Annotated in this window: 21 protein-coding genes; 6 read left to right on the forward strand and 15 right to left on the reverse strand. The window is 66.0% G+C overall.

The window, feature by feature from the left end; translation table 11 throughout:
- Positions 1 to 416 precede the first annotated feature (416 nt).
- Complete coding sequence (locus tag ACFOOL_RS06450; RefSeq protein WP_380095955.1) at positions 417 to 1,712, forward strand: peptidoglycan DD-metalloendopeptidase family protein; 1,296 nt, start codon at positions 417 to 419, stop codon at positions 1,710 to 1,712.
- Positions 1,713 to 1,963: 251 nt separating this feature from the next.
- On the opposite strand, the gene trmFO is transcribed toward ACFOOL_RS06450, so the two are convergent.
- Complete coding sequence (gene trmFO / locus ACFOOL_RS06455) at positions 1,964 to 3,346, reverse strand: methylenetetrahydrofolate--tRNA-(uracil(54)-C(5))-methyltransferase (FADH(2)-oxidizing) TrmFO (RefSeq protein ID WP_380095957.1); 1,383 nt, start codon at positions 3,344 to 3,346, stop codon at positions 1,964 to 1,966.
- Positions 3,347 to 3,538: 192 nt separating this feature from the next.
- Positions 3,539 to 3,688: a DUF1127 domain-containing protein gene (locus ACFOOL_RS06460; protein WP_380095959.1), complete on the reverse strand. Its 150-nt coding sequence runs from the start codon at positions 3,686 to 3,688 to the stop codon at positions 3,539 to 3,541.
- Positions 3,689 to 3,884: 196 nt separating this feature from the next.
- Between ACFOOL_RS06460 and ACFOOL_RS06465 the strand changes: the two genes are divergently transcribed.
- Positions 3,885 to 4,781: a division plane positioning ATPase MipZ gene (locus tag ACFOOL_RS06465; RefSeq protein ID WP_380095961.1), complete on the forward strand. Its 897-nt coding sequence runs from the start codon at positions 3,885 to 3,887 to the stop codon at positions 4,779 to 4,781.
- An 8-nt stretch (positions 4,782 to 4,789) separates the two neighbouring features.
- Here the strand turns inward: ACFOOL_RS06465 and ACFOOL_RS06470 are convergent, their stop codons facing one another.
- Positions 4,790 to 5,206, reverse strand: a complete 417-nt coding sequence (locus ACFOOL_RS06470; RefSeq protein WP_380095963.1) for a winged helix-turn-helix transcriptional regulator — start codon at positions 5,204 to 5,206, stop codon at positions 4,790 to 4,792.
- A gap of 242 nt (positions 5,207 to 5,448) precedes the next feature.
- Here ACFOOL_RS06470 and ACFOOL_RS06475 point away from each other — a divergent pair, with 242 nt between their 5' ends.
- Positions 5,449 to 6,606: a D-alanyl-D-alanine carboxypeptidase family protein gene (locus ACFOOL_RS06475; protein ID WP_380095965.1), complete on the forward strand. Its 1,158-nt coding sequence runs from the start codon at positions 5,449 to 5,451 to the stop codon at positions 6,604 to 6,606.
- Between the two features lie 5 nt (positions 6,607 to 6,611).
- Here the strand turns inward: ACFOOL_RS06475 and ACFOOL_RS06480 are convergent, their stop codons facing one another.
- Together ACFOOL_RS06480 and ACFOOL_RS06485 are read right to left on the reverse strand one after the other, a co-directional pair.
- Positions 6,612 to 6,842: a sulfurtransferase TusA family protein gene (locus ACFOOL_RS06480; RefSeq protein ID WP_380095967.1), complete on the reverse strand. Its 231-nt coding sequence runs from the start codon at positions 6,840 to 6,842 to the stop codon at positions 6,612 to 6,614.
- The gene (locus ACFOOL_RS06485; protein WP_380095969.1) at positions 6,832 to 7,311 is read right to left on the reverse strand and encodes a CAP domain-containing protein; all 480 of its coding nucleotides are present in this window, start codon (positions 7,309 to 7,311) and stop codon (positions 6,832 to 6,834) included. The genes ACFOOL_RS06480 and ACFOOL_RS06485 overlap by 11 nt, the downstream gene beginning before the upstream one ends.
- 242 nt (positions 7,312 to 7,553) lie before the next feature.
- On the opposite strand from ACFOOL_RS06485, the gene ACFOOL_RS06490 reads away from it, so the two are divergent.
- Positions 7,554 to 9,065 carry a sensor histidine kinase gene (locus ACFOOL_RS06490; RefSeq protein WP_380095970.1) on the forward strand — a complete coding sequence of 504 codons (1,512 nt, stop codon included), beginning with the start codon at positions 7,554 to 7,556 and terminating at the stop codon, positions 9,063 to 9,065.
- Between the two features lie 38 nt (positions 9,066 to 9,103).
- Here the strand turns inward: ACFOOL_RS06490 and ACFOOL_RS06495 are convergent, their stop codons facing one another.
- From ACFOOL_RS06495 to ubiT, 5 genes are read right to left on the reverse strand one after another with little or no spacing between them, the layout of a single operon-like run.
- Positions 9,104 to 9,529 carry a YbaN family protein gene (locus ACFOOL_RS06495; protein ID WP_380095972.1) on the reverse strand — a complete coding sequence of 142 codons (426 nt, stop codon included), beginning with the start codon at positions 9,527 to 9,529 and terminating at the stop codon, positions 9,104 to 9,106.
- Positions 9,526 to 9,888, reverse strand: a complete 363-nt coding sequence (locus ACFOOL_RS06500) for a hypothetical protein (protein WP_380095973.1) — start codon at positions 9,886 to 9,888, stop codon at positions 9,526 to 9,528. Before ACFOOL_RS06500 ends, ACFOOL_RS06495 begins: the two co-directional genes overlap by 4 nt.
- The gene (ubiV, locus tag ACFOOL_RS06505; RefSeq protein ID WP_380096026.1) at positions 9,885 to 10,790 is read right to left on the reverse strand and encodes a ubiquinone anaerobic biosynthesis protein UbiV; all 906 of its coding nucleotides are present in this window, start codon (positions 10,788 to 10,790) and stop codon (positions 9,885 to 9,887) included. Before ubiV ends, ACFOOL_RS06500 begins: the two co-directional genes overlap by 4 nt.
- Positions 10,791 to 10,792: 2 nt before the next feature.
- A complete protein-coding gene (gene ubiU, locus ACFOOL_RS06510; protein ID WP_380095975.1) occupies positions 10,793 to 11,770 on the reverse strand; it encodes a ubiquinone anaerobic biosynthesis protein UbiU in 978 nt (325 codons plus the stop codon).
- Between the two features lie 2 nt (positions 11,771 to 11,772).
- Positions 11,773 to 12,267 carry a ubiquinone anaerobic biosynthesis accessory factor UbiT gene (gene ubiT, locus ACFOOL_RS06515; protein WP_380095977.1) on the reverse strand — a complete coding sequence of 165 codons (495 nt, stop codon included), beginning with the start codon at positions 12,265 to 12,267 and terminating at the stop codon, positions 11,773 to 11,775.
- Between the two features lie 107 nt (positions 12,268 to 12,374).
- On the opposite strand from ubiT, the gene ACFOOL_RS06520 reads away from it, so the two are divergent.
- Positions 12,375 to 13,892 carry a UbiD family decarboxylase gene (locus tag ACFOOL_RS06520; RefSeq protein ID WP_380095979.1) on the forward strand — a complete coding sequence of 506 codons (1,518 nt, stop codon included), beginning with the start codon at positions 12,375 to 12,377 and terminating at the stop codon, positions 13,890 to 13,892.
- Positions 13,889 to 14,467, forward strand: coding sequence for a UbiX family flavin prenyltransferase (locus ACFOOL_RS06525; protein WP_380095981.1), 579 nt, complete (start codon positions 13,889 to 13,891; stop codon positions 14,465 to 14,467). Before ACFOOL_RS06520 ends, ACFOOL_RS06525 begins: the two co-directional genes overlap by 4 nt.
- On the opposite strand, the gene ACFOOL_RS06530 is transcribed toward ACFOOL_RS06525, so the two are convergent.
- The 5 genes from ACFOOL_RS06530 to ACFOOL_RS06550 form a co-directional block, all read right to left on the reverse strand.
- Complete coding sequence (locus ACFOOL_RS06530) at positions 14,464 to 15,150, reverse strand: NnrU family protein (protein ID WP_380095983.1); 687 nt, start codon at positions 15,148 to 15,150, stop codon at positions 14,464 to 14,466. The two genes, ACFOOL_RS06525 and ACFOOL_RS06530, sit on opposite strands and share 4 nt — an antisense overlap.
- The gene (locus ACFOOL_RS06535; protein WP_380095985.1) at positions 15,147 to 15,602 is read right to left on the reverse strand and encodes a hemerythrin domain-containing protein; all 456 of its coding nucleotides are present in this window, start codon (positions 15,600 to 15,602) and stop codon (positions 15,147 to 15,149) included. Before ACFOOL_RS06535 ends, ACFOOL_RS06530 begins: the two co-directional genes overlap by 4 nt.
- Before the next feature lie 61 nt (positions 15,603 to 15,663).
- Complete coding sequence (gene ccoS, locus ACFOOL_RS06540; protein WP_380095987.1) at positions 15,664 to 15,837, reverse strand: cbb3-type cytochrome oxidase assembly protein CcoS; 174 nt, start codon at positions 15,835 to 15,837, stop codon at positions 15,664 to 15,666.
- Positions 15,834 to 18,071, reverse strand: a complete 2,238-nt coding sequence (locus ACFOOL_RS06545; protein WP_380095989.1) for a heavy metal translocating P-type ATPase — start codon at positions 18,069 to 18,071, stop codon at positions 15,834 to 15,836. The genes ccoS and ACFOOL_RS06545 overlap by 4 nt, the downstream gene beginning before the upstream one ends.
- A gap of 399 nt (positions 18,072 to 18,470) precedes the next feature.
- Positions 18,471 to 19,286, reverse strand: coding sequence for a DUF2189 domain-containing protein (locus ACFOOL_RS06550; RefSeq protein WP_380095991.1), 816 nt, complete (start codon positions 19,284 to 19,286; stop codon positions 18,471 to 18,473).
- Positions 19,287 to 19,306 lie beyond the last annotated feature (20 nt).

The following is a 19,306-nucleotide window of genomic DNA, read 5'->3' on the forward strand; positions in this document are numbered from 1 at the left end:
GTTCCTATATCCTCATCCCCCCAAGCTGCCCTCGGGCTTCGACCCTAGGGCCTGTCCCCGCCAGCACCAAATATCAATCGGAAATGCCGCGCCTGCCGCCACAGGTCCTCGGGTCGAAGCCCGAGGACAGCGCCGGGGAGGGCATAGCATCCGTCACAAGCCGCCGCCTCCCCCCTGAACGAAGCCCTCCCCACCGTCACCACCCGACTTGTTCGGGTGGTCCATGCTTCGGCGAACCGGATTGCCCGGATAAACCGGGCAATGACGACAGGTCGGAAGATCCCATCCCTTAACCTTACCCCATCCTGAATCCCGTCCCGACGATTTCGCGCAAATCGCATGGACTTTAAACTCGTCTTTACCTTACCGGCGTAGCGTCAGGCTCAGTTGTTGAGTTCCTGCGTACGAGTAAGCCGATGAGTATTCGCGTTTCCCCGCGGACCCACAGAAGCGCTGTCGCCATTGCCGGCGTTGTCGTGGCCGCCGTCGGACTGGCCGGCTGTTCCAGCCTCGGCAGTCGCACGTTCGGCGATCCCACCGTCACCGGTTCCGCCACCCAATCCGCTCCGGCAAGCCTGAACCAGCCCATGCCGCCCTCCCTGGGGGCGCCGCAGAACACGCAGGTCGCCATGCAGTTCCTGCCGCCGGCCAATGTCGGTTCGTCTTGGGGCGGGGGCGGCAACCCCATGCCGCCGGCGCCGGTGCAGAACGGTTTCATGCAGCCGTCCGGAGCCACCTCGCCGATCGGCCAGGGGGCGATGGCGCCCTCGGTCCAGTCGCAGGACCTGCCCGCCTTGAACTCGTCGTCCTCAATGGGAACCCCGCAAGCCATGCCCGCTCAGCAAACCCTTGCCCCGCTGCCGGCCGCCCCCGCCGCCGTGTCTCTGGGCGCCACTCCCCCCAGTGCCGCGCTGCCCCTCGATTCCAGCGTGCCGGTGCAGTCCGCCGGCAATGGCAATGGCTATACCCACACCATCGCCAGCGGCGAGTCGCTCTACACCATCGCCCGCAAATACGATGTCACCACCCAGGCCATCGTGCAGGCGAACGGGTTGAGCTCGCCCGACCGGATCGTGGTCGGCCAGAAGGTGATCATTCCGGGCCGGTCCGACCTGCTGCCGGCGGCCACCTCGTCCGCCGCGCCGGTCCAAGTCGCGTCCACGGCGCCGCAGGCGCTGCCGTCCATGCCCGCCAGCCGCCCCGACAATCTGGGCGCCGGCACCCTGCAGGCCGCCGCCACGCCCGCGCCGGCGGCGCCGGCCCCTGTCGCCGCGCCCCAGGAGGCCGCGCCCACCCAGATCGCCTCGATCTCGCCGGCCGCCGCCGCCGAGCCGGCCATGTCGGGCAGCGACAAGTTCCGCTGGCCGGTTTCGGGCCGCGTCATCACCGACTTCGCCGCCTCGCGCGGCACCGGCATCAATATCGACGTGCCGGAAGGCTCCAGCGTCAAGGCGGCCGAGAACGGCACCGTCATCTATGTCGGCTCGGGCGTCGAAGGCTATGGCAACCTGATCCTGATCCGCCACCCCAATGGCTATGTCTCGGCCTATGCCCACCTCAAGTCGATGAGCGTCGCCAAGGGTGCGGTGGTCAGCCGCGGCGACAATATCGGCGCGGTGGGCGCCACCGGCTCGGTCTCGCGGCCCCAGCTCCACTTCGAGCTCCGCAAGGGCGCCACCCCGGTCGACCCGGTCCCGCTGCTCGCCAGCTAGAGCCTGTCAAGCGGATCAGCGCCTTCTTGCTCCCCTCCCCCTTGAGGGGGAGGGTTTACTTTGGACCTTCCTGGATCGATTTTTGCTGCCCACACAAGCTCTTTGCTGCCCTCGGGCTCGACCCGAGGGCCGGCCTGGGCGCCCCGAAGCCCGGGTTTCCTGCACGTGGATAGAGGCCCTCGGGTCAAGCCGAGGGCAGCCCGGTGTGGGGGGGTAAATCGAGCCAGGAGCCCCTCAAAATATGAAAACCGCTAGGCCCAGTTTTTGAGGTCTTCGAGCGCCCGGGAGGTGATGGCGCGGCGCTTGGCCATGGTCTTTTCCGGGCCGCGCCAGCGCTTCACCCCTTCGGGCTTGCTGATCTCGACTTCGGGGAACAGGCCGAAATTGACGTTCATCGGCTGGAAGCTGCGGGCGCCGCTATAGCTTTCCGCCTCGATATGGCCGCCGGTGATATGACCGATCAGCGCGCCCAGTGCCGTGGTCGCAGGGGGCGTTGGCAGCGTCTCGCCCCGGCTTTCGGCGGCACTCATGCGGCCGGTGATCAGCCCCACGGCGGCGCTTTCGACATAGCCCTCCACGCCCGTCACCTGTCCGGCAAAGCGGATGCGCGGGTCGGCCTTGAGCTTGAGGTCGGGCGCCAGCACCTTGGGGGAATTGATGAAGGTGTTGCGGTGCAATCCGCCCAGCCGCGCGAACTGGGCATTTTCCAGCCCTGGGATCATGCGGAAGATCTCCGTCTGCACCCCGTAGCGCATCTTGGTCTGGAACCCGACCATGTTCCACAGCGTGCCCAGCGCATTGTCCTGCCTGAGCTGCACGATGGCGTAGGGCTTGACCGTGGGGTTGCGCGGATTGGTCAGCCCCACCGGCTTCATCGGGCCGTGGCGCAGCGTTTCGGGGCCGCGCTCGGCCATCACCTCGATGGGCAGGCAGCCGTCGAAATAGGGGACCTTCTCCCATTCCTTGAACTCGTGCAGCGGCGCGGTCTTCAGCGCCTCGACGAAGGCGTAGTACTGGTCGCGGTCCATCGGCAGGTTGAGATAGTCCGCCCCGGTGCCGCCGGGCCCGGCCTTGTCGTAGCGCGACTGCTTCCAGGCGATGTCGTGATCGATGCTGTCATAGTGGATGATGGGGGCGATGGCGTCGAAAAAGGCCAGCGAGTCCTCGCCTGTCTTGGCGAGGACGGCATCCGCCAGAGCGGGAGAGGTCAGCGGCCCGGTGGCGATGATGACGTGCCGCCAGTCCGCAGGCGGCCAGCCGGCGATTTCCTCGCGCACGATGGTGATGTTAGGATGGTTCGAAAGAGCTTCGGTCACCGCCGCCGAAAATTCGTCGCGGTCCACGGCAAGGGCGCCGCCGGCCGGCAGCCGGTGCGCGTCTGCGGCCCGCATGATCAGCGAGTTGCAGCGGCGCATCTCCTCGTGCAGCAGCCCCACCGCGTTTTGCTTGTGATCGTCGGAGCGGAAGCTGTTCGAGCAGACCAGTTCCGCCAGGCCCTCGGTCTGGTGGGCGTCGGTGCCCCTGACGCCGCGCATCTCGTGCAGCACGACTTTGGCGCCCGACTCGGCGGCCTGCCAGGCGGCTTCCGAGCCGGCGAGGCCCCCGCCGATGATGTGGATGGGTTGGTTCGACATGGCTGGCAGATAGCAAGTGGCGGGTGCGCGCGCAACGTGTCTCGGAGGGGACGGCGTGCAGCTTCCGATGCTAACGATGTGCTGGCGATCCGCAGCCGGTGTGGCAAGGCGTCAAATCGCGCCCTCTAAAAGAAAACGCCCGCGTCCTTGAAAGACACGGGCGTTCAGTTCGCAATGGCGTTGTCGCCTATATTAGAAAGAATTGGCATGGTCGCGAGCAACCCGGTTGATATCGGCGCGCGAAATACCGAGATCGTTCAGCTGACGATTGTCGAGAGCGGAAAGCTCACGGATGGTCTGCTGGTAGGCGGCCCACTTCTTGAAGGTCTTGCGGATGTCCATCGGAAGTCTCCTTTCGTTTACGCTACGAATATAGGGCCGGGGCGCCGGATTGAGCAGACGGCGATTGGTCAAGCGAGCCATGCGTCTTCCGCATGACGAGGCCATGGTTCCGTCAATTTCCATACGGCATGATTTCCCTTGTGCCCCGGTTCCGGAACCAACACACTCCGGGCCGAACTGATTTGGGGAATCGGCAGTGCGGCAAGGCGCGCATGTCATCGTCATCGGCAATGAGAAGGGCGGCTCGGGCAAGTCGACCACGGCCTTCCACCTGGCCGTTTTCCTGCTTTATCAAGGGTATAAGGTCGCTTCCATCGATGTGGACAGCCGCCAGCAGACGCTGACGCATTATGTGCGCAACCGTCGCGAGTGGGCGCGGGAGAAGGGGCTGGGCTTGCCCCACACCACCCATTTCCACCTGCCGCTGGCGCGCGGGGATTCGCTGCGCGAGAACCATCGCATCGAGTTCGACCTCTTCCGCCAGGCGATCGGCGAGGTGGAGGGCAGGGCCGACTTCATCATCGTCGACACGCCGGGCTTCGACACCAATCTCACCCGGCTCGCCCATTCGCTGGCCGATACGCTGGTGACCCCGGTGAACGACAGTCTGATCGATCTCAGCGTCATGGCGCAGGTCGATCCGCAAACCGGCGAGCCGCGCGAATTGAGCCATTACGCTAGGCTGGTGCAGCGGGCCCGCTCCGAGCGGCTCGCCATCGACGGCCGCAATATCGACTGGGTCCTGGTGCGCAACCGCATCTCCATGCTGTCCTCGCGCAACATGCGCCAGGTGCAGGCCATGCTGGACCGTATCGCCATGCGGCTGGGCTGCCGCGTCGCCGACGGAATCGCCGAGCGCGTCATCTTCCGTTCGCTCTTCGCCATGGGGCTGACGATTTTCGATCCGCTGGACGAGGAACTGCTGGGGGGCGTGCCGACCATGTCGCATATGAGCGCCCGGCAGGAGTACCGGACGCTGGTTGCGGCGCTCAACCTGCCCCATGGCCGACGGGAAGACGTGCGGCAGGCAGCGCCGCAGGGACGGGTGAACCAGGCCGGCCGGCTCCCCGATATGGCCGAAAGCGAGGGCTGAACGTTCCGTCAGCCCCTCGCATAGGCGATCTTACGGCCCTGCGTGGCAGTGACGGCGTTCTCGCGGGCGTCGTAGATGGCGCGGGCCTCGATGATGGCGTGATGATTTTCCGCCGACCAGTCCCACAGCGCGCTGATCGGCACCTGCAGGGTCTTGCCCAGGGCGGTGAGGCTGTATTCCACGCGGGGCGGTACCTCGGGATAGATGGTGCGATTGACCAGTCCGTCACGCTCGAGATTGCGCAGGGTCAGCGTCAGCATGCGCTGGGAGACCCCGTTGATCATGCGCTTGAGCTCGTTGAAACGCAGCGTGCCGTTGCGCCCGAGCATGCCTACGACCATGACGCTCCATTTGTCGCCGATGCGATTGAGCACATCGGACATCGCCGAGCAGTTCGCCTGCTGCGAGGTATCGGTCAGTGACATGGCTGTGCCTCCTTTCGTCGGTTACTCAGGCACAAATATAGACACAGTTACTAGTTGTTACTAGTGGCTGCCCGTATTTCCGTGCCGGGAGGGCACTCTCCTGCGTGCCGAGGGTCCGGAGACGGCGAAGGTTAAGGATGGGTTCACATGGATGTCAGCCGTCCCGGCTTTCCTTGAGGCCGAGGGGACTGCCTGCTAAGAGGAGGCCGTTTTCGCCCCGGCCGCCCTGGAGTCGATCCGCCTTGCTCATCATTCGCCGCATCATCCTGGCCCTGATCCTGGTCTTTTCGAGTCTCGCGCCGGCCTGGGCAACCCCCTTGCTGGTGGTCGACCGGGCCACGCTGCAGGTGCTGTATGCCGAGGATGCCGGCCAGCCCTGGCATCCGGCCTCGCTCACCAAGCTGATGACCGCCTATGTGGCCTTCGAGCAGATCGCGAACGGCACCGTGACCCTGGATACGCCGGTCACCATTTCGCGCAACGCCTTCAACCAGGCGCCGAGCAAGTCCGGCTTGCAGGTCGACAGTTCGGTAAGCCTGAATGATGCGCTCTATATCCTCATCGTTAAATCGGCCAACGATATCGCCGTGGCCATTGCCGAGACCATCGGGGGCAGCGAGGCCGGGTTCGTCGCCATGATGAACGATGTGGCCTCGCGCATGGGATTGACCGCTACCCATTTCGTCAACCCGCATGGCCTGCATGACCCTGGCCAGGTCTCCTCGGCCCGGGACATGGCGGTGCTCTCGCTCTATATCGAGCAGAGTTTTCCGCAATATATGCCGATGTTCACGACCGGGGTGGTTCGGCTGGGCAAGGCCCGGTTGAAGTCGAACAACGGCCTGCTCGAGGGATTTGCGGGCACGACCGGCATGAAGACCGGCTATATCTGCGCCTCGGGACTGAATATCGTGGCGACTGCCGATCGCAATGGCCGGCAATTGCTGGTCGTGGTGCTGGGCGGATCGTCTTCGCGCGAGCGGGACCAGCGGGCCGCGCAACTGCTGCTCGATGCGGAGGCCGGGCGCCTGCAGCCCAATGGGCAAACGGTTCTGACCCTTCCCAATGCAGTGGGCACGGCGCCGGTCGACATGCGGCCGCTGATCTGCGGCAAGGACGCCAAAACCTATGCGGCCGAGCAGCAGGCGGCCTTTCCCATGGGTCTCAAGGACCAGCCGAGCTATCTGACCGAGAAAATCGCGCTGCATGAATATACGGCGATCGATCTGGGCCGCGTCCGCACCGGCATCGCCCTGCCGCGCCCGCGCCCGCCGCATCTGCCGATGTTTAGCGCCCCGGCGCCGGTCGAAAGCGCCGCGATCGGGGACATTCTACGTCCCGGCGTGTCTCCGGGCGGTTCCGATATTCCAATTCCCCAGCCACGCCCGGCCGATCTCTAGAGGCGTCAGCCGTTCCTCGTAACGGTGAACCGCAGGGTTCCGTCCACTTCTTCCAGCACGCAGTCATGACCGTTCTGGCGGCAGTGCAGGGGGATGTCGATCCGCGCCATGGGATCGGTGGCAAGGACCTCTATAACCGTGCCCGCAGTGGCGCCGGCAAGCTGCTTTTCGAGTTTCAGGACGGGCAGGGGGCATTTGAGGCCCCTGGCATCGATCAGGACGGTGTCAGTTGCCAAGAACGAGCACCCAATAGGTGCCGTAGCTCGAAGCCGGGTTGTAGGCCACGGCGAGGCCCGCCTTGCCGGCCGGGGCGGCCAGGCCGGCGGCGTCGGTGGCATTGTTGCGCCAGCCCGAGAAGGTCTCGGCAAAGGTCGCATAGCCCGCGCTGAGCTTCATCTGCGCCAGCGCCTGCGGCTTGCCGGGCGCGTTATTAGTCTGCGCATACTGGTTGGCCAGCGCCTGCGCGGTGCCGTTGAGCCCTGCATCGGCGACGAGCGGAGGCATGTTGCGCGTGGCACGATAGGCGTTGACGAGGCCGATGGCCTGCTGGGTGTCGAGCGTGGCGTTGGGCTGATCCATGCGGGCCGACAATGCCGGCGCCAACGCCTCGGGAGAGGAACCGCCGCCGAAAGACGCGCAGCCGGCCATAGTCAGTGCCGCGCCCAGCATGAGGCCGGCGAACATCAGCGAGGAAGATTTCGTCATCTTTTTCCTTCCGGAGTCTCCGGGCGATGCCTGCCCATATCACCAACGCCCTTCCGCGGCGTTAACGTTCCTGCCGGCGACCATCGCCTGATGGAGCCTTTTGCAGGAATGCGCGTTAGCCCCGGACTGCGGCGGTCGCCGGGTCCGGCGGGCAAGAGAGCGCGCAAAAGGGGCAGCATTGTGGGGAGGTATTTCTGGCTGGGGGCAGGGTAATAAGGTTCGGCGAGGTCCGTGCCACAACGGTGGCGATCGTCTTTCTGCTGATATGTCTCGCCGCGTTTGCCGGCGTTTTCGCCTATTTCGTCACGCAGGCGCTGGAGCAAACGCGGGTTCGCCTGGAAGAGCGGTCGCAGGCGGCTGCCCAGGTGGTGGCGGTCAATGCCGGCTGGCTGGCCCAGGTGGCCCAGCAAACCCTGCTCCGCGTCGATGCCTTGCTCGGTCCGGCGATGGGTGGCGATCCGGCCGTGCTGCGGGCGGCGGTAGAGGGGCTGCCCGAGGATGTGGACGTCTACATCATCGATGCCGACGCCAATACACTGTTCTCTACCGTGCCCGGTGCCGAAGCGGTGAGCGTCGCCGACAGGGAATATTTTACGGCCCTGCGCGATGGCGAGCGCCTCTACATGTCGGGCATGATCGTCAGCCGGCTGAGCGGCGAGAACATATTCGTCTTCTCGCGGCGCGTGCAGCGCCAGGGGCAGTTCGCCGGGGCCGTCATGGTCTCCTTCAGCAATGCGCTGATCGAGGATTTCTGGCCCTCGCTCAATCTGGAGCCGGGCTCCGCCGTCAGCCTTTTCCGCCGTGACGGCCAGTTGATGGCCCGCTATCCCGCTGCGGATGGACCGGTTGACCTGTCCGGGCATCCCCTCATCACCAACTATCTGCCGGCGGCGGAGGCAGGGACCTATTTCTCCGACGGTTCTCCCGTGGACGGCGTGGCGCGGATCGTCAGCTATCGTGCCGTGCCGGGAACGGATATCCTGGCCCTGGCCTCCATCGCCACCAATCAATCGTGGCAGGCGCTACGCGGCGCCATCGTCGCGGTCATCCTCATCGCCGCGCCGATCGTTCTGGGACTGATCGCGGGTGGTGCCTGGATCATCCGGCTGCTCCGCCGCGACGCGCGGCGGCGTGCCGAACTGGAAGCGGCCAATGAAACCAATGTGCTGTTGTTTCGCGAAATCCACCACCGGGTGAAGAACAACCTGCAATCGGTGCAGTCGCTCGTTCGCATGCAGGACATGCCGATCGGCGCGAGGATCGATCTGCAAAGCCGGCTGAGCGCCATGGCCGCGATGCACGAGCATATCTATCGGAACGACCGCTACGAGGACATCGATGCGCACGACCTGATTCCCGTCGTGGTGAACGAGGTCGTTCATGCCTATGGTGCCAATGTCGAATTGAGCTATGACATCGATCGTGTCGCCATCGACCGGGATCATGCCACGCCGCTTTCGCTTCTATTGAGCGAACTGGTGACCAATGCGCTGAAATACGCCTTTTCAGACGGACGCAAGGGCCGTATCAGCCTGATCCTGCGGGACAGCGGCGGCGGGCGCTGCCATCTGGTCGTGGCCGATAACGGGATCGGGATCGGCCCGATCCCCGACGCTCCAGTCAGTATGGGCCTGCGCCTGATCCGGGGCGTCGTGTCGCAGATGGGCGGGACCTACCGGTTCGTGACGGCCGAGGGTACCCGTTTCGAGGCGGATCTCGCCCTGACATCCACCGGGCACGCGCCCAAGCCCTGAGCGGTGCTCCCGGCGATCTATTGCCTCAATGCCGCGCGTCAGGCGCGGTTGCCGGCCGAGGACGTGGAGTGGTCCTTGCCGGCGGGCCAGCCGGAAACCGGCGCCGGCCGCGTCATGATGAAAATCGCGCAGCAGGCCAGGACGAGGGCGACGGCCGCCCGTATCCACGGGGAAAAGTCGGTGGTCATCAGCAGGATCACATAGCTGCCGAGCATGGCCAGAACCGCGCACCATTTGGCCTTCGACGAAATTGCCCCCGAGCGGCGCCAGTTTTCCAAGGGCGGCCCGAATTTGGGATGTTCGAGCAGCCAGCGCTCCAGACGGGGGAAAGAACGGGAAAAACACGCGACCGCCACCAGCAGGAACGGCGTGGTGGGGAGCAATGGCAGGACGGCGCCTGCGGCCGCCAACCCCACCATCACGATACCCACCGCCGTCAATAGATGGCGCTTGGTGGCATTCACGGCTGACAGTCTCCATCCATCGAGCGGAGGTCCTCGGCTCCGCGCAGGGCGTGCTGCGCGATATCTTCGAACAAATGCGCCAGTTCGGCAAATACCGTGCGGTCCGCCTCGCGCCAACTGATCTCCTCCAGTTCGGCCAGGAGGTCGACCAATGCGGCGATGGCGGCGCGGTGTTGGCGCGAGGACAGCAAATGCCGGCGCGTTTCCCGCTGCTGCTCCATTTCGACGAACCGCTGCAAGGCGTCGTTCACCCGCTGGCGGCAGTCGCAATCGAGCGCGACCGTGCCGATGATGCCACGAATACGACTGATAAAGGCATCCGAATCGCCGCGGCGTGGCGTCACAGTGTGATAATTCATGCCGCCACCCAGTTCATGCCCGCCTCCCCGTGCAGGAAGCCATTGGCGAAGGGGGCGTTCGGATAGACTTCCCCGAGCCGCCTTATGGCCTCCTCCGCTGCCAATGCACCGTCGCGCACGCCGGCGTAGAGTTCGGCAACGGCCAGCATGTCGCAATCCTGAGGCGAGAGCCGCAGATGGGTGATTCCCATTGCCGCGACCGCGTCGAGATCGCCGAGCAGTACCTGGCAGTGCCGGGACATGGTCTGCACGCCGTTGACGGTCAGGAAAGGCTGGCCGTCCAGCGTGTCGACGTCGAGCCCGTCCGGCTCCTCGCCGCAGACGAACTGGCAATTGTCCTTGGTGTGGCCCTTGGCGCGGGCATGGGCGCAGCGTGCCGAGATAGCCAGCGGCAAGCGGCCGAAAGCGATCAGCTCATATTCGATTTCCGGCGCGCCAGCGGTGATCGCGCCGATGGAGGCGGCCGGCAGTTCCGGCCCCAGACAGATGCGCGTGGCGCCCTTTTTCGCCAGCAGCCGCGCCGTCGCGCCGTTATAGACGTTGACGAAAGGCCCTACGAGGTGGGGGCGGCCGGAGAGCAGCCTCAGTGCCGAAAGGTCGTTGGCCTCCGCCAGCGCAGCCTCGGCCGCGAGGCGGCGCGTCGCGGCGGCCTCGCGCTCCTGGGTGATCAGCGCCAGCGAAGCGACCGCCACCGATTTGCCGTTGCGCGTCAGCCGCTCGACCACGTCGGGGAGGAAGTGCCGGGTGAAGTGATCCCGCTTGGAACAGACCACTTCACCCAGCGTTACCGCATCGACATGCCCCGACTCAGCGATGCGGTAATAGAAATCGCGCCATTTTTCGCCCGACCAGAGATAGGGGATCGGACCCATGGTGATCTTGAGTGCGCCGGCCTCTCCCATCGCTAGCGCCACTTCTTCTCGTAGGCGCCGGACGTGGTGCGCTGGCCTTCGCTCAGCCGGCGCAATTGCGCCAGTTCGGCGGGCCGTTGGTCGGATGATACGGTCAGCGCCTTGCGCAGGCTCGAGACCACCTCGGCCACATAGGCCTTGCCGCGCTGCCGGCCTTCGATCTTGAGAGCTGTCACTCCGGCCGCCTGCAGCGCATCCAGATGATCCATGACATCGAGGCTGACCGGGTCCTCGAAGGCATAGGCGTCGGACTCGGCGATATGGAAGCGTCCCTTGCACAGCGTCGGATAACCCGCCGGTTCATCGCTGCCGAACCGGTTGATGGTAAAGCCGCCCAACTCGGAAACCATGTCGTCGCCATCCTCGCGATACCGCACATGGCTGGCGGGCGAGCACACGCCCTGCATATTGGGCGACTGGCCGGTGATGTAGGAGGAGAGCGAGCAGCGCCCCTCGGCCATCACGCAGAGGCCTCCGAAGGCGAAGACTTCCAGCTCGCAATCGACCTGTCGGGCCAAAGCGGCGATTTCGGCCACGGTCAGTACCCGCGGCAGCACCAGCCGCTTGGCGGAAAAGCTCTCGACGAGGAAGTTGACCGCTTCGGCATTGGAGGCTGAAGCCTGGACCGACACATGCAGGCGCTGCTCGGGGTGGGTGGTCGCGACATAGTCCATCAGCGCCATGTCGGCCAGGATGACGGCATCGGCGCCCAGCGCCGCGGCATCGTCCGCCGCGCGATACCAGATGTCCTCGGCGCCGGCATGCATGAAGGTGTTGAGCGCCACATAGGTCTGCACGCCGCGCTCGCGGCCATGGGCGATGGCGGCCCCCATTTCCTCCACGGTGAAGTTGAGGCCGGGGAAATTGCGCGCATTGGTTTCATTGCGGAAGCCGCAATAGACGGCATCGGCGCCGGCCTCGACGGCTTCGCGATAGGCGGCGGGCGTTCCGGCGGGGCAGATGAGTTCCATGGTCACACCACTCCTGCAAGGGCTCGCTCACGCAGATGCTCGGCGAGACGGCGGAAGGGGGGCGCGAAAGGACCGGCGATGCCGGACAAATCCCTGGGCAGGTCGAAGCCGCAATCGTCTAGCGCATTGCGCAGGGCCAGCATGGCTTCCATGTCGCCGGTAACGGACAGGTCGCGTGAGAAGAATACCGCATCGCCGTCGATGCGCCCTTCGAGCAGAGCCAGCAGGGTCACCAGAGGTCCGGAGACGGCCGCCGTGGCCGGAGGTGCCTTGCCGGCGCGATAGACCGAAATGGCGGGGCCGGCCGGATGGACGACGAAGCTGAAGTCGAGATCGGTGGGATTGAAGCGGAAACGCCTCGAAGCATAAGGGCCCAGCCGGTCGAACAGGCCGGGATGCTGGCGCAACACCCGCCGGAACACGACGCCCACCGCCTGCTGCACCAATGGCAGCGGTACACGGTCGAGAGCAGCGGATAGGGGGCGGGGCAGACGCATTTCAGGCCTGGTGCTGGTGATCCTGAAACCAGCATTACCGGGCCGGCGGCGGCAGAACTTTGATGCAGCGCAAGGATAGGGGTCATTGGCCGGGATAGGCATGGGCCATGTCGAAACCGCTCCTGCCTGTCCTTCGTCACCCCGTTGCCGGCAATTTGCGGGAGTTTCTCGATATTCTCGAGGCCCGTGGGCTGCTCCGCCGCCTTTCAGCGCCCATCGGCGTCCGCCACGAGCTCACCGAAATACATCGCCGGGTACTCGCGGCCGGGGGACCGGCATTGCTGATCGAAAATCCCGTCATGGCGGGCGGCGCGCCCGCTGCCATGCCCGTTGTGGTCAATCTGTTCGGCACGGTCGAACGCGTGGCGCTGGGATTGGGGCTCGATGAGGCGGATCTGCCTGGCCTGGGCGAGGCTCTGGCCGACCTGCGCTCGCCCAGGCCGCCGCGCAGCCTCAGCGCCGCCTGGGCGCAGCGAGACATGCTCAAGGCAGCCCTCACCCTGCGCACGCGATTCATGCGCCAGCCGCCCTGCCAGCAACTCGCTCGGGAGAAAGCCGAAATCAATCTGGGAACCTTGCCGGTCCAGTGGTGCTGGCCGGGCGAGCCGGCGCCGCTCATCACCTGGCCGCTGGTGATAACGAGGGCGCCGGACGATCCCCAAGATATCAATGTCGGCATCTATCGCATGCAGGTGCTGGGATCGGATCGTGCCATCGTCCGCTGGCTTCCCAGCCGGGGCGGCGCCCGTCATCACCGCATGTGGCAGCGCCAGGGCCGGGACATGCCTATCGCCGTCGCCATCGGCGCCGATCCGGCCACCATTCTCTCCGCTGTCATGCCGTTACCCGACGGCATGAACGAACTGGCATTCGCGGGCGTCCTGCGGCGCAAGGCCGGGCTGGTGGCCAAGGGCGTCGCCGTCGACCTGCCGGTGCCCGCCGAGGCGGAAATCGTGCTGGAGGGGACGGTGTCCGCGACGGAAACGGCGCCCGAGGGACCCTATGGCGATCATACGGGCTATTATAATTCCGTCGAGCCGTTCCCGGTCATGACCGTTGCGGCCATCACGTCGCGCCGCGATCCGCTTTATCTTTCCACCTATACCGGCCGGCCACCGGACGAGCCATCGCGCCTGGGCGAAGCGATGACGCCGCTTTTCGTTCCGCTGGCGAAGCGGCAGTTTCCCGAAATCACCGACCTCTGGCTGCCGCCCGAGGCCTGTTCCTACCGCGCCATGGTGGTGGCCATCGACAAGCGCTATCCGGGGCAGACGAGGCGGGTCATGATGGGGCTGTGGTCCGTGCTGCCCCAGTTCAGCATGACCAAGCTGATCATTGCGGTCGATCCCGATATCGACGTGCGTAGCTGGCCCGACGTCATCTGGGCCCTTTCCACCCGTTTCGACGCGCCCCGCGATCTGGTGGTCATCCCCGATACGCCCATCGATTATCTCGATTTCGCCTCACCCCAGGCCGGTCTTGGCGGCAAGCTGGGGCTCGACGCCACCAACAAGATCGGCCCCGAAACGGCACGGGAATGGGGACGCCCCCTGGTAATGGATGCGGAAGTGACGGCGCGCGTCGATGCGATCTGGGACGAACTCGGGCTCGGAGACCGGCAATGACGCATCGGGTCATCGTGGCGATCACCGGAGCTTCGGGCGCTGCTTTGGGCGCGCGCATCGTGGAGAGACTTGCCGGGCGGCCCGGCCTCGAAACGCATCTGGTGATATCGTCATCGGGCGAGCGCACCTTGCGCCACGAAGTGGGCGAGGACGCGCCGGATCGGCTGAAACGCCTCGCCGCGGTCGTTCATGCCGAGAGCAATATCGGCGCGAGCATCGCCAGCGGCTCCTTTGCCGTGGCGGGCATGATCGTGGCGCCATGTTCGATGCGGACCCTGGCCGCCATTGCCGCCGGGCTGGCGGACAATCTCGTCGTCCGGGCAGCCGATGTGCAATTGAAGGAGCGGCGGCGCCTGATCCTGCTGGCGCGGGAAACCCCTTTGCATCTGGGGCATTTGCGCAATATGGCGGCGGTGACCGAAATGGGCGCCATCGTCATGCCGCCGGTGCCGGCCTTCTATCAATTGCCGAAAACGGTGGGCGAGATCGTCGATCATCTCGCCGCCCGGGCCATCGACCTGCTGGCCCTGCCGGGGGAGCAGGAAACGCGGCAATGGGCGGGGCTGGACCGCTAAATCGTGGTCATGGCCAGCGGATCGGCCCCGAACAGGATGGCGTGGCCGCCGCCGAGGAGCCAGGCCGTTATTAACGCCGCCAGAACCGCGGCGACCAGCATGGAACGATCGAAGCGCCAGCGCGCCCGCCCGCCGAGGAGCGCGGCGAAGGGGAAGATGGAAGTGGTGCGCGCGAACTGCGCGAATCCCGCTTCCTGACGCCGCCGGGCCCGGCGCTCCGCGGTCACCATGCCCACCAGGGCAAAAAGAGCGAAGGCGCCGAACAGCAGCAGGCTTCTCAGGTCGCCATTGGGCACCAGATGGCTACCAGCCCAGAGCGCGAAGCCCCAGAGCACCGGATGCCGGGTGATCGTGGTGATCGCCCCGGCCGAAGCATCGCCGCGCCGCAGGGTGATAGAGCCGGGATTGGGGCTGACAAGACCGACGAACAGCAGGAAAAAAGCAATGGGCGACAGGATGATAGGCACCCAGGCCTGCCATGCTGATGGGGGCCACAGCTCCACATAGTCGAGGCGCAGCGCGGCATGGAATACCCAGCCCAGCGCCAGCAGCGATATCAGCGAGTACAGCACCAGATAGAGGCGCCGGCCGACCAGGCCAATCAATCTGGTTCGGATCGCGGGCATGGCCGGCACGGAGTGCAGCAGGAGAAAGAAGAGAAGCGCGACGAGAAACTGCGTCAATGCAGGGCTCCGGGTGGGTCGGGAATCTGGCTCAGCAAGGCGATCATATCCTGTTCGGCCTCGACGTGGCGGCGCAGGCTTTCGAAGAAGGACCGGAACATGTAGCCGGTGGCGTCGGGCGAGCGGGGGAAGCGGTTGCGGGCCAGGTCGAGCAGCGTATCGCGCAGCTCGAGCGCCGTCTGGGCGTCGATCTCGTGCTCGCGGCGGAGACGGCGGGCCAATTGGCGGAATTCCGGCCGGTCCGAGCGGGCCAGCATCGGCAGCAGGAGCTGTTCCTCCTGGCGGTGGGCCTCGGCCAGAAGGTCCTCGAGACGCTGGGCGAGCAGCCGGCACTGATCGGAATCGGGGACCTGCGGCAGTTCGTCCGCAACGGCTTCCAGTGCGTCGCACAGCTCCAAAAGGGCGGTATAACAATAGGTTAGCCGCCCAGCGGGATCGTAGGCAGCGCTCACTATATCCTCCACAATGGTCCGGACATCCTAGTGCCGGGGGAGGGTCTGTCCTTGTCCCAGATCAAGACTTCCAATCTTCGCCATCGGGACGGGGGCGGTCTTCCTCGTAGAGGAAACGCTCGGAGGCGCCGTCGAGGTCTTCATACTGGCCGTTGCGCAATGTCCAGAGGAAGACGACAAGGCCGATCAGGCCTAAAACGATAGATATTGGAATGAGATAGAAGAAATCACTCACGCGGTGGCCTCCTCGGTATAGGAGACGGGACGGCGGCGGAAAGGATGCCAGCCCAGCCGGAGGGCATTGACCACGACCACTACCGAGGATGCCGACATGGCCACCGCCGCGAGGAACGGATTGACGAGGCCGGCGACCGCGATGGGGAGCGCGATGAGGTTGTAGATGAGGGCCAGGACAAGGTTCTGCCGCACCAGTTTGCGGGCTTCGCGGGCCACGGAAAGTGCTTGAGGGATTGCCATCAAGTCGTTGCGCAGGAAGACGAAGTCGGCGGCGCTGCGACCGATATCCACGGCGCTGGCCGGGGCCATGGACACATGGGCGCGGGCCATGGCCGGGGTGTCGTTGAGCCCGTCCCCGACCATGAGGACATGACGGTCCTCTTCCTCGAGGCGGGCGATATGGGCAAGCTTTTCGTCGGGCAGGAGGCCGCCATGGCCCTCGATGCCGAGACGTTCGGCGAGCCGCGTGACGATGGCCGGGCGGTCGCCGGAAAGCAGTCGCACATGGTAGCCGTTCGCCAGCACATCGTTAGCACTTTCCACAGCATGGGGGCGCATGTGGTCCTCAAAAACGAAGGCGGCGAGACTTTCGCCGTCCCGGGAAAAGACGGAGCCGGTCTCCGCTTCGGCGTCCGTGCCCGACCAGCCCGCACGCCCCAGGCGATAGAGGCTGCCGCCAAGCCGCGCCTCGACGCCCAGCCCCGGATATTCGGCGACGTCCTGCCAGTCGATGCCGCGGCCGGCGCCGAAGGCGCGGGCGATGGCCATCGAATAGGGATGGCGCGAACGGGCGGCGAGGCTGGCGGCGAGGGCATGGACCCTCTCGTCGCCGGAGGTGGCGGTGGGAATGGCGAGGCCGGTGGTGAGGGTGCCGGTCTTGTCGAAGACTACCGTGTCGACCTGGGCAAGGCGCTCCAGCCCGGAGCCGTCCTTGACCATGATGCCCGCCTCGAACAGCCGGCGCGCGGCCATGACCTGAACCATGGGCACGGCAAGGCCGAGGGCGCAGGGACAGGTGATGATGAGAACGGCGATGGCGACGGTGGTGGCATTGTGCAGGTCGCCGTCGAACAGCATCCAGCCGACAAAGGAGAGGGCGGCGGCAAGATGCACCACGGGCGAATACAGCGCCGCGGCGCGGTCGGCGATGCGCCGATAGCGGTTGCGGCTGCTTTCGGCATCGTCGAGCAGTTGCACCAGGCGGTGCAGGGTCGAGCCCTGCTCGTCGGCGGTGGCGCGCAGGACCAGGGGCGCGGAGAGGTTGAGCGCGCCGGCGGGCACCGGCTGGCCGGGCCCCACCGCCTCGGCCAGGCTCTCGCCGGTCAGCAGGCTGCGATCGAGGGCGCTGTCGCCCGAGATCACCTCGCCATCGACGGGGATGCGCTCGCCGGGCGGGACGGAAACGGTCATGCCGGGGCGGAGCTCGGCCAGCGGCAGATAGGCCGGGCCGCCATCCGCGTCGAGGACCAGGGCGCCTGCCGGGGCGAGGCGGGCGAGGCCCTTGACGGCGGTGCGGGCGCGCTCGCGCATGGCGTGGTCGAGCGTGCGGCCGATCAGGAGGAAGAAGATCAGCGAGGCGACGGCATCGTAATAGACGCGATCGCCGGAAAAGACGGTGTCGTAAAAGCTCAGCAGGAAGGCCAGCACGATGCCGATGGTGATCGGCACATCCATATTGGTGCGGCCCGAACGGATGGCCGACCAGGCGGACTGGTAGAAGACCCGGCCGGAATAGAGCAGGGCCGGCAGGGTCAGCCCGGCGGAAATCCAGTGCAGTATGTCGCGGGTCGCGCCATCGGCCCCGGACCAGACCGAGCCGGACAGCATCATGATGTTCATCGAGCAGAAGGCGGCGACGGCCAGGGCGCGGACGAGCGCGGCCAGATGGCCGTCCTTGCCGGCTTCCTCGAGGGAAAAGAGGTTGGGCTCATAGCCCAGCTCGACCATGCGGCGCACCATTGGCGGGGGCATGGCGTCGTCCCGCCAGCGCACCACCACCCGTTTGCTGGACAGGTTCACGCGGCTGGAAACGACGCCGGGCAGGGCGTCCAGCGCGGTTTCTATGGTGCGGATGCAGCCGCCGCAATGAATGGCGGGCACGGAAAAATCGGATTGGCGCACCCCTTCGCCCAGCGGCCGGCTGGCGAGGCGCACCTCGTTGTCGGACGGGCCCCGGTCGGGGCCGCCGGCCACGGCTTCGGCAAAGGCGGGCGGGGGGGCGCAGCAACTCATGGGGCGAGCCTCCCGATGGGGGCTGTGGATTGCCGGGACGAGCCCGGCAATGACGGGGTGGCGGGGTATGAGGGAGGGAAGCTCCGATATCGGGGCTCCCAAGCGGGCCCTCGGGTCGAGCCCGAGGGCAGCGCAGCGTTGGTGTGGGCAATGGCGACCAAACCAGGAGCGCCCGAACCTTTCCCGCAAGGGGGAGGCAGAGGCGCAGACTTCCCAATCGTCATCACCGGGCTTGTCCCGGTGATCCATGAAAGGGTCAGCGCAAGCGGCGCTGTGGATTGCCGGGACGAGCCCGGCAATGACGGGGTGGCGGAGGGCCGGCCCTTCCCCTCGAGGGGGAGGGGGGACGTATCGGCGTTGTTTTTCGTATCCGGGCTCATCCGCTTCCGGCCTCCGATACTATTCCTCCCGCACGGCCGCATAGGCGTGCCAGGTGGCGTGGCCGAGCAGCGGGAAGATGACGATGAAGCCCAAGAAGGCCGTGGCGATGCTGACCAGGGTAAGGCCGACGACGATGACGGCCCAGACCAGCGTTGCGGGCAGGTTGTTGCTGACCAGCGAGAGCGACAGGCCCATGGCCGAGAAGGCGTCCAGGCGGCGGTCCAGCATCATGGGAATGGAAAACGCCCCGATGGCGAAGGAGAAGGCGGCGAACAGGCCGCCGATGGCGGTGCCCACCACCAGCATGCCGATGCCCGGCGGAGTGGTGAACAGCATTTCGGTGACGTGATCGAAGCCGGGGAAGGGCCGCCAGCCGAAGAACAGCGCATAGAGCAGGACCGCGGCGCGCATCCACAGCAGCATCAGGGTCATGAGGATGGCGCCGACGAAGAAGAGGTGCATGCCGCCCCCGCGACGCGGCAGCAGCATGGAGCCCAGCGTGACCTTCTCGCCCGCCTCGATCCGGCGGCTCTTCTCGTAAAGCCCGGTGGCCAGCACCGGCCCCACCACCAGGAAACCGGCCAGGGCCGGAAACAGGATCTGCGCCCAGCCGAACTGGAACATGGCGTAGATGACGGCGAAAGAGACCAGCGTGATCCCCAATCCATAGGCAAGGCTCGGGCCGGGCCGGGTCCACAGGTCGCGCCAGCCGGCGGCCAGCCAGCCGAAGGCGGCCGTGGCGGGCAGGTTGCGGTTATGATTGACCGCCCGGGGCCGCGCCGGTTCGTAAGGAGGCAGGATATCGGCAGTCTGGGTCATGGCTTTCTGGGTCATGGCTTTTCCAATATCGATTC

It is taken from the genome of Devosia honganensis (assembly GCF_042648785.1).
GTDB lineage: Bacteria > Pseudomonadota > Alphaproteobacteria > Rhizobiales > Devosiaceae > Devosia > Devosia honganensis.